The organism is Rothia sp. HMSC078H08 (genome assembly GCF_001808955.1).
Classification (GTDB): Bacteria; Actinomycetota; Actinomycetes; order Actinomycetales; family Micrococcaceae; genus Rothia.
On record NZ_KV795250.1, the window covers coordinates 1 to 1394 of the forward strand.

The 1394-nt window shown below is 61.7% G+C and carries 1 protein-coding gene; it reads left to right on the forward strand.

Annotated features, from left to right (window positions below):
- Positions 1-146: 146 nt before the first annotated feature.
- Positions 147-1388, forward strand: a complete 1242-nt coding sequence (locus HMPREF2528_RS02535) for an ISL3 family transposase (RefSeq protein WP_049342008.1) — start codon at positions 147-149, stop codon at positions 1386-1388.
- Positions 1389-1394: the final 6 nt, after the last annotated feature.

A 1394-nucleotide genomic window follows, 5' to 3' on the forward strand; every position in this document is an offset into this window, starting at 1 on the left:
GGTCGAGGTCCTTGATGATGAGCGGACTTCTACCCCCGCTGTCGTCAAGGACCTCGACAATGTCTCACCCTACCTGCTGCTGCTCTGTGTCGCTTGATCGTTGTGATCGGTGTGATCTGCTCGTCGACTTGGAGGGCTTCCATCTGATGAGTGCGGTTCGCACCCCAGATGCTCTGGTGCTCGATGTTGAGTCGTGCAACCAGCTGGCGGGGTGCCCAGATTGTGGGGTGATCGCTCAAGGTCATGGGCGTGTGGTGGTGGAGGTGATCGACGCGCCCTGGGCCGGGGTCCCGGTGCGGATCCGGTGGCATAAGCGACGCTGGATATGCCGCGAACATACCTGCCAGATCACGACTTTCGCTGAGCAGAACCACTCGGTGTGTGCTCCCAGGGCGCGTCTGGGTGTTCGGGCGATCCGCTGGGCGATCCGACAGTTGCGCTTCGAGGGAGCCACTATCTCGGGGCTGGCCCGCCAGTTAGGAACCACGTGGAATACCGTGTGGTCCCATATCAAGCCGTGTCTGCAAGCCGCATCTGATGACCCCGCCCGTTTCTCAGGGGTGCGGGTGCTGGGGGTTGACGAGCACGTGTGGCACCACCAGGACCGACGCCGACGAGGGCCCCGTGAGCTCACCGGCATCGTCGACCTGACGCGAGGGGAGGATCATCCCACGGCCCGCTTGTTGGATCTGGTCCCGGGAAGGTCTGGCACCGTGTACAAGAACTGGCTGGCCGAGCGCGGCGAAGACTTTCGCTCCGGTATCCAGATCGCGACGCTGGATCCCTTCCAGGGATATAAGAACGCCATTGATGACCAGCTCCAAGACGCCACCAGCGTGCTCGATGCCTTTCACATCGTCAAGCTCGCCGGTGACGCTCTCGATGAGGTGCGTCGTCGCGTCCAGCAAGACACGACCGGTCACCGCGGGCGCAAGGGTGATCCTCTCTATCAGATCCGCAATCTTTTGCGCGCCTCGCGTGATCGGCTCACGAAGCGTCAACAAGAACGACTCCGTGAGGCCTTCACGGCAGATGAGGCGCATATCAGTGTGGAAGTCGCCTACCACTGCGCCCAGCAAGTGCGCGACGTCTTCCATCAAGCCACACCCGCCCAAGGCCGACGCCTGGCCGCTCATCTCATCCAGCGCCTACCAACGTGTCCCATCCCCGAAATCGCCCGACTGGGTCGAACCCTACGCAAATGGAAGGACGCCTTCTTGGCCTACTTCGATACAGGAGGAGCCAGCAACGGCCCCACCGAAGCCATCAACGGAATCATCGAACTAGGAAGACGCACCGCCAGAGGCTACCGCAACCCCACCAACTACCAACTCCGAATGCTCCTCATCGCAGGAGGCCTAGATGCCTCCAACCACACTCAACTCTGAAGAGCC